This window comes from Caballeronia choica (assembly GCF_001544535.1).
Lineage (GTDB): Bacteria > Pseudomonadota > Gammaproteobacteria > Burkholderiales > Burkholderiaceae > Caballeronia > Caballeronia choica.
The window spans coordinates 1-7,057 of record NZ_FCON02000248.1; the positions used below are offsets into that span (position 1 = coordinate 1).

General features: G+C 60.7%; 8 protein-coding genes and 1 pseudogene. 4 read left to right on the top strand and 5 right to left on the bottom strand.

What is annotated here, in order from left to right:
• Window positions 1-185, bottom strand: a 185-nt coding sequence (locus tag AWB68_RS41290; protein ID WP_160110168.1) for a universal stress protein, incomplete at its 3' end; no start/stop codon positions are given.
• 402 nt (window positions 186-587) lie between these two features.
• Window positions 588-908, bottom strand: coding sequence for a hypothetical protein (locus AWB68_RS47615; protein WP_125483231.1), 321 nt, complete (start codon window positions 906-908; stop codon window positions 588-590).
• On the opposite strand from AWB68_RS47615, the gene AWB68_RS41300 reads away from it, so the two are divergent.
• From AWB68_RS41300 to AWB68_RS41315, 4 genes are all read left to right on the top strand, one after another.
• Window positions 907-1,869 (top strand): universal stress protein, encoded by a 963-nt coding sequence (locus AWB68_RS41300; protein ID WP_160110169.1) that lies wholly within the window; start codon window positions 907-909, stop codon window positions 1,867-1,869. The two genes, AWB68_RS47615 and AWB68_RS41300, sit on opposite strands and share 2 nt — an antisense overlap.
• A 260-nt stretch (window positions 1,870-2,129) precedes the next feature.
• Window positions 2,130-2,561, top strand: coding sequence for an Hsp20/alpha crystallin family protein (locus tag AWB68_RS41305; protein ID WP_087649923.1), 432 nt, complete (start codon window positions 2,130-2,132; stop codon window positions 2,559-2,561).
• Between the two features lie 55 nt (window positions 2,562-2,616).
• Window positions 2,617-3,267 (top strand): BON domain-containing protein, encoded by a 651-nt coding sequence (locus AWB68_RS41310; RefSeq protein WP_087649924.1) that lies wholly within the window; start codon window positions 2,617-2,619, stop codon window positions 3,265-3,267.
• A gap of 342 nt (window positions 3,268-3,609) precedes the next feature.
• Window positions 3,610-4,590 (top strand): universal stress protein, encoded by a 981-nt coding sequence (locus tag AWB68_RS41315; RefSeq protein WP_087649925.1) that lies wholly within the window; start codon window positions 3,610-3,612, stop codon window positions 4,588-4,590.
• 319 nt (window positions 4,591-4,909) lie between these two features.
• Here the strand turns inward: AWB68_RS41315 and AWB68_RS41320 are convergent.
• The 3 genes and pseudogenes from AWB68_RS41320 to AWB68_RS48600 all read right to left on the bottom strand — a co-directional run.
• A pseudogene (locus tag AWB68_RS41320) lies at window positions 4,910-5,349 on the bottom strand (hypothetical protein).
• Between the two features lie 170 nt (window positions 5,350-5,519).
• Window positions 5,520-6,785 (bottom strand): bifunctional aminoglycoside phosphotransferase/ATP-binding protein, encoded by a 1,266-nt coding sequence (locus AWB68_RS41325; RefSeq protein ID WP_087649926.1) that lies wholly within the window; start codon window positions 6,783-6,785, stop codon window positions 5,520-5,522.
• Window positions 6,786-6,812: 27 nt separating this feature from the next.
• A partial coding sequence (locus AWB68_RS48600) for a hypothetical protein (protein WP_200828944.1) occupies window positions 6,813-7,057 on the bottom strand: 245 nt, incomplete at its 5' end.

The window sequence follows — 7,057 nt, forward strand, 5'->3', positions numbered from 1 at the left end:
TCATGCTTTTCAAAGTACTCGGCTGAACCGGCCATCACATAGAACGAGCGCGGCTCAGGGGTGAAAACCGCGTAGGCGCCCGTCAGATGTGCGCCAAAATGCTTCGCGAGGCGCAGGGCGAATTCGAGGCGCGGATGCGCGCGCTCGCTCGCGTCAAGGTGAACAACGATGCTCTTGTAGCCCATCGAGGTAGCTCCGGTTGTTGAATAGCGCTTGAGTGCTTTGCTCTTGTTTCGAGTCTATGGGCCGCGACGCAGCGTCCGTTGACGCAGATCAAGCACTCCGCGGTTCCCGGGCTTCGTCCATTCCGATTGATGCAGGTCAAGGAGTGCGGGAGCACGGCGCATAGATTGAGACTCGGGGCCCCGGCAGCCGCCCGGAAAGCAGATGACATGGAGATTGAATTTCACGACTCTTTCGACGTCGCCCGTACGAACGTCTCCGAGACAGTGAGCCTCTGACAGTTGGGCGTGGGCGTGACGATGCGGAACCAGACGGTCTTTGGCAAAGCCTTCGCCGAGGAGACCACCACGTCGTCCAGGCGCGTCGCCCTGGTGACAGGCGGAATGGGCGGCCTCGGCGCGGCGTCAGCCGGCGGCTGCATGATGCCGGGCTGACCGTTGTGACCAGACTTTCGCAATGCAACGACCACGTTGCCAAGTGGCCTGCGCAGGAGAGCGATAACGGTCGTCGATTTCACGTACAAATGGGATGCCGCGGACTTCGACTCCTGTGCAGAATGCGCTCAACCCGTGATCAACGATCTCGGAGTTGTCGACATGCCCATCATTGTCGGGACGGCCGAGCGTGGTTTCCGGGCGCATCGTCAATATCGGCTGCACAACTGGAAGAAAGACGCGGTAGAAAGCCTGAGTCTCAGGCTTATGTTGAATGGCGGAGCCGATCATGAATTCTGCAACCGAACACCAAGTCAACACCGGTCTCAATCGGATCTTGCTGTGCATCGATTCGACCACTTCATCAAGACGGTTGGCGGCTTTCGTCCGCCATCTCGCGACCGAAAAGACCCAGGTGCACATCGTTGGCGTGCTGGAAAATGCGCGCGCGGTCCTTCCATTAGGTCCGCTCGCTGCGTTCAATCTGAGCGCGGCGCATGCGCAACTTCTGAGGGCGGTGAAGGCAGGATGTCTCGCAGCGCACGAGTGCCTGACCGCGTCCGGCGCGTCAGTTGATAGCGAGATCATCGATCTTGTGAAGGACGGAGGCGACGCGGCTCACGCGTTATCGCACGAGGCACAGAAGTGGCAGGCCGATTTAATGGTCCTCGGCTCGCGTCATCATCGCGGACTGCTTCGCTGGGTCGAAAGGGCGGCTTCCGCGCCGGTGCTGAAGATCGCGGGTTGCGCGATCCTGGTCGTTCCCGGGCAATGCGAAAGGGACTGGAGCGGCAGACCGCAGCGGATGCTGTTCGCAATCGACGGCAGTCCCGCATCGCTGGAGGCGCTGCGAATCGGCTCGAAGCTGGCGGCGGCGGACGGGCTGCTCAAAGCGATCTATGTCGTAGACCGTGCAGCGAGAGTGACCGACTTCGTGCCGCTCTCCGTGCTGCAAGACGCCTTCGTGGAAGAGGGAAAGGTAGCGCTTGAGAAGGCAAGGGAGGTCTTCGCGCATTCGCGTGATGCTGGCGGCGTCATGCTCGATGCGGAGCTTGCAGAAACCGAGCTAAGCGGCGACGACGTGGCGCACGCCATCGCGCGAGAAGCAACGCGCTGGCAGCCGGATCTTCTCGTCATGGGTACACACGGCAGACGGGGTGTCGCTCGCTGGATGCTTGGCAGCGTTTCAGGACGGGTCGCAGAACTCACGCAGACGCCGTTGCTGTTGGTGAGGAAAGACGATAGTCGATGACTCTTTTCGGCGCGTATCCACCGAAGGACCCTCTGACTCCGGTGTCTGATCACGAATCGCGTCTTGCACGCTCGCCCGGCTTCGACCGGCTGACGCGCATGGGTTCGAGTTGTTTGACGCAGGTCAAACGGTCCAGGTTGCGCGGGTCTAGAGTCATTTCGTGGACCCGCAGTTTCAATGCGAGCCGTCAGGTCGGGTCAGATCTGCGCAATCCTGGCCCGTTGTTTTGTCGCGGTTCAAAATCTTGAAGGAGATGTGCGATGAGCAATTTGTCTCGTTTTGATCCGTTCTCGATCGAACCGGTATCCGAGATGTTTCAGGGTCTGTTTCGCCCGCTGCGTGGTATCAGCAACGAGGACGCGCCGCTCGCGCAGATGAAAATCGACGTCACCGAAAATGACACAGCGTATCAGGTCAAGGCGGAGTTGCCGGGCGTCGACAAGAAGGATATCGACGTGAAAATAGACGGAAATGTCGTATCGATCAACGCAAAGGTGGAACGAGACAGGGAACAGAAAGAAGGCGAGCGCGTCATCCGCCGCGAGCGCTATGCGGGCGCAGTCAGCCGGTCGTTTTCGCTGGCGAGCGACATCGACGACGCGACCGCGACCGCCCAGTATCAGGACGGCGTGCTGTCGCTGACGTTGCCGAAGAAGACTGCGTCAGAACAGAAGCGTTTGCAGATTAATTGAGACCCACGAGCGCGCGGTGCGTCCACGCGCTCGTCAAGTATCGGAGAGAGGTACGATGAAAACGGATCGCAAGTTGAAAGAGGACGTGGAAGAAGAGTTGGACTGGACACCCGACGTGAACTCGACGGGCATAGGAGTCGAGGTCGAGGACGGCGTGGTGACGTTGTCAGGTCATCCGTCGAGCTATTCAGAAAAGCTGGCGGCGGAGAAAGCAGTGCAGCGCGTGGCAGGCGTGAAGGCGGTCGTCATCGAAATGGAAGTTCGCCTCCCTCACTCCGATGTGCGCAACGATGCGGACATCGCCAGCGCTGCCGATACTCTGTTGCGCTGGACCGTGGGACTCCATGAAGGGGCCGTGAAGGTCCAGGTGGAAAAGGGTTGGGTAACGCTGCGTGGGGAAGTCGACTTGGCTTTCCAGAGCCAGGTCGCCGCGCGCAGGATCTCCCACATGCGAGGCGTCACGGGCGTCGCGAATTTGATCGAGGTCCGTGCCCACGTGGCTGCGGGCGACGTCAGCGAGAAAATCGGCCGAGCGCTACAGCGGCACGCCGAACGGGAAGCAAAGCATATCGCGATCGAAGTGCAAAACGGCACCGTCACCCTTGCCGGCAAGGTGGGTACCTATGCCGAACGAATGGCCGCAAGGGGCGCGGCGTGGTCCGCACCGGGTGTTCACGCGGTGGTCGATAATCTCGAGGTCGAATGATGGAGTTCCGCCGTGCGCCTCTCCGGTAAAGTGAACTGCGTGACCCGAGTGGCGCCGCCGACACACACGAGGCGGAGGGCAGGTTCGGACGCGATCAAGATCGAGCATCTCTGCTCCGCGGGGGCGCGTCGAGCATAACGAGGTATCGAGAGGCAGTGCCGGCATGTGTTTTGAAAAGCCGTGGCGCGTGGCGAAGCCCGCTTTCTCTTCCTGAAATTGAAAGCAGCGCGCAATCGCGCGGAAACGCTCGAACGAAGATATGTCATGTCGCTATCGCAGATCGAAGGGATGTAACGGTTGATGTGGACTGTCATACGATCCCGCTAGAAAGGAAGAAGACTGATGAGCACCAGGAACACAATTGCCGAGAACACAGCGCCCGACGATGCTGCTACTGGTTTCCAGCGAATCCTGCTGTGCGTCGACTCGTCAGTCGCGTCGGAGCGCGCAGCGGCTTTTGTGCGGAATCTGTTGGGAGCCGGCGCGCATCTACGGATCATCGGCGTAATGGAGAACCCACGGATCCTGATCCCAATGGCGCCGCTGGCGGGCCTCGATTTGAGCGCGGCGCGTGGCGAGTTGATGGACGACATGCAAAACGCATTGGCGAAAGCGCGGGCATCGTTCGCTCATCTTCCTGCCGCGGCTCAAGCGCAACTCATCGACCTGGCGAAGCACGGCGGGGACGTCGCACATGCAATGGTGGATGCCGCTCGGGACTTCGATGCGGACCTGCTCGTGCTTGGGTCACGTCAGCATCATGGTCTGCTGCGCTGGGTCGAAGGAACCGTCTCGGAGCCGGTTATGCGGCTTGCCGCGTGCGCGATCATCCTTGTGCCGGCCCACGACGAAAAGCAATCGAACCACGCACCGCAACGGCTATTCTTCGCGATCGACGGCAGCGAAACGTCGCAAGAGGCGCTGAGGATCGGCGCGCGACTGGCCGGGCCTGGAGCGCAACTGAAGGTTATCTATGTCGTCGACCGCGCGATCCGTTACAGTGACTTCGTGCCGATCCAATTACTGGAAGATGCCTTTATCAAAGAGGGAAACGCATCCATTGCCAAAGCCCGCGAGGTTCTGGCTGAGCTTCCGTTCTTGGCGCTGGCGCATGTCGAGACATCGATCGCCAGCACCGATATCACAAGTGACGACATTGCTCACACGATCGTTCGCGAAGCAACCGCTTGGGGCGCCGATTTGGTCGTGATGGGAACGCATGGCCGGCGAGGCCCGGCACGGTGGATGCTTGGCAGCGTAGCAGGCCGGGTTGCGCGGATGGCTGAGAGCCCGTTGATGCTCGTGCACAAGTCAGTCTCGTAAGCGGCGTGGATCGATGAGCGTCCGTGCAACGGCAGTAACGTCCGCTCTGGTGAGTATGCTCGCACGCTCACGGCTTGCGAAAGGGACACCTTCATTTGTTCATTAGAGAAGGTGCACCGCAAGCAAAGGGACGAGCGAAATCAGTCGTACCCGCATGCGTTTCAAGCTTGTCGAGCTTACCTCACCCGCGCTTGCGCGCGCCTCGCCACAAGTGTCCTTGTCGCGCGGGAACGCGGACGACAGGCGCACTACATGTCCACCAAAGAATCGAAAACGGCGAAGAACCGCCTTCCACGAGTCGCGCGCGCGTTCGGGTAAATCATGTACTGCCGACCGGCGACGCGACCGAGGCGGGAGGAACCCCCCAACCCAAGGGAACATAGACGCACCCACCCGGAGTTCGACAGAAATAGCAAACGATTCCAGCGTTACGTCAGCCATGATGTGCAGCGGCAGACCTCCCGCGTAGCTTTCCGTACGTAGCCACGGCGTTTGGCCCGCGTTGATGTCGAGCACGCTTCGGATATGACCGTCGCGACCCGCATCGGGCGTGAACAGTGGTCCGTCGAAAGCAACTTTCAGGATCTGATCGGGCGCATCGTCGTAGGGATCTCCGGCTGATTCCTGATAAGGCGCGCGCTCCCAGTACTCGCCCCATTGCTGATCGAGCGGGACCCGCGTGAAGAACGCCCAGGGTGTACGCACGAAACAGAGGCGGTATGCGTGCCGCACGCCGTCAAGATTAACGAGGAGTGACATGGCTCTGCTGGCTTCCCGGTTTGTCGAATGTTCCAGTATGGACTATGTACGCTCGCGGACGGGCCGCTCTGATCTGAATTAAACGCCGTGCGAAGCAGACTCGCTGCTGCGCCGTTATCGGCGAGCCCTGAGATTCGATGCCAACAATCGGTAGTCCAACGAAGTGCGCGCTACCATTGCGTTTCCTCACGTTCGTCGTGCAACCCGCCCGCACGGTGCAGTCGGGCGAGCAAAGGCTTCCAGTAGGCGGGCTCCTCGAACGAGGCGATGGGTACATCGGTAGCGAACACGACCGTTGAAGAAAGTTCTTCGCGAGTCAACGGGTCCGCATTTTCAAGCTGCCGCGCAAGGACGGTTTCGTTCGCGTCGGAGGGCTGATATGCGCCCATCGAACGCTCGCGAACGCGCCTCTGCAAGCAAGATGGAGCCGCACGGAAATCAAGGATCACGAGGGGCAGCTGCATCGAGCGCGCAAGAGCGGCGAAGCGCGACCGATGTTCGTGATGAAGGAAACTCGCATCGACGAGGGCGCAATAACCCGCCTCCAACACCTGGTGCGTAAGACTCAGCAGTGTGGCGTATTGGAAGTCGACGGCTTCGGGAAGGTATGCGTCACGTGACAGCGCGCGCTCCAGGAGCGGCGCAAACGGGGCGGGACGCTTGCGCTCGATGTCGCTCGAAGGCCTTATTGCACCGATGAGCGGTGCGAGAGCCGCGCTCGCGGCAGATTTGCCCGAGCCGGAATAGCCATGGCAGAGCAGCAGGCACGGCTGCCTTTCCCGCACCGCCTCGAGGGCCCATTGCAGGTACCTGCTGGCGCGCGTTCGGCCGTCTGCACCTTCTGCGTTGCGAGCCTTCAACGTCTCGACGAGCGCTCGCACCAGTGCGCGATAGACGATGTACAGGCGGATAGCGCGCAGTCCGGCGAAGTCGCCCGTCGCGCGGAGCCAGCGATTCAGTAGTCGCGTCCCGAGATCGGGGCGGTCGTGAGCGTGGAGATCCATGTAGAGGAAGGCGAGATCGCTGATCACATCGATCCACCGCAGAGCTTCGCTGAACTCGATGCAGTCGAACATGAGCACATTGCGCCCGGCTAGCACGACGTTCTCGAGATGCAGGTCACCGTGGCACTCGCGTACAAAACCCTGTGCACAACGCGCGTCGATGTGCTCGGCGAGTCGGGCAAATTCCAACCCGCACCATGCGCGTACCTCCGCGGCGACGGTCTCGGCGGACTCGCGATCAAGCGCGGCAAGAATTGCGTGCACCTGCGTTTGGACTTGGTCGGCCAACCCGTAGGCGCGACGAGGCGGGCTCCTGGGGGTGCAGCGATGGAAGTGTGCGAGTCGGTCCGCCGCGCTCTCGATGATGTCCACGCCGAGTTCGCCGGCTGCGAGCAGGTTTGAAAAGACGTGTCGCTCATTGAACCGTCTCATCGTGACGGCGTAATCTACTGGGTGTCCCTAGGCGTTCAGCATGCAGGTGCGCCCGACGCGCACGATCGGTACTACAGCGATATAGATTGGCTCGGCGAGGCGCCGGTTCAGTCGGCACTCTTCATGACAGGCGCGGCGCCTGCCTTCGATGCGCGTGAAATCGACGAAGCCCAGGTCGACTGGCTTTTTTATCTTGGGAAGGTCTGAACAACCCGTTTTCTGCTCTGGATATCTAACTGGCACACTCAGAATGAAGATTGCATCGTCATTTG

Coding starts and splice junctions, on each gene's coding strand:
- AWB68_RS41315 (WP_087649925.1), top strand. CDS start 3,610: ATGAGCACCAGGAACACAATTGCCGAGAACACAGCGCCCGACGATGCT.
- AWB68_RS41310 (WP_087649924.1), top strand. CDS start 2,617: ATGAAAACGGATCGCAAGTTGAAAGAGGACGTGGAAGAAGAGTTGGAC.
- AWB68_RS41305 (WP_087649923.1), top strand. CDS start 2,130: ATGAGCAATTTGTCTCGTTTTGATCCGTTCTCGATCGAACCGGTATCC.
- AWB68_RS41325 (WP_087649926.1), bottom strand. CDS start 6,785: ATGAGACGGTTCAATGAGCGACACGTCTTTTCAAACCTGCTCGCAGCC.
- AWB68_RS47615 (WP_125483231.1), bottom strand. CDS start 908: ATGATCGGCTCCGCCATTCAACATAAGCCTGAGACTCAGGCTTTCTAC.
- AWB68_RS41300 (WP_160110169.1), top strand. CDS start 907: ATGAATTCTGCAACCGAACACCAAGTCAACACCGGTCTCAATCGGATC.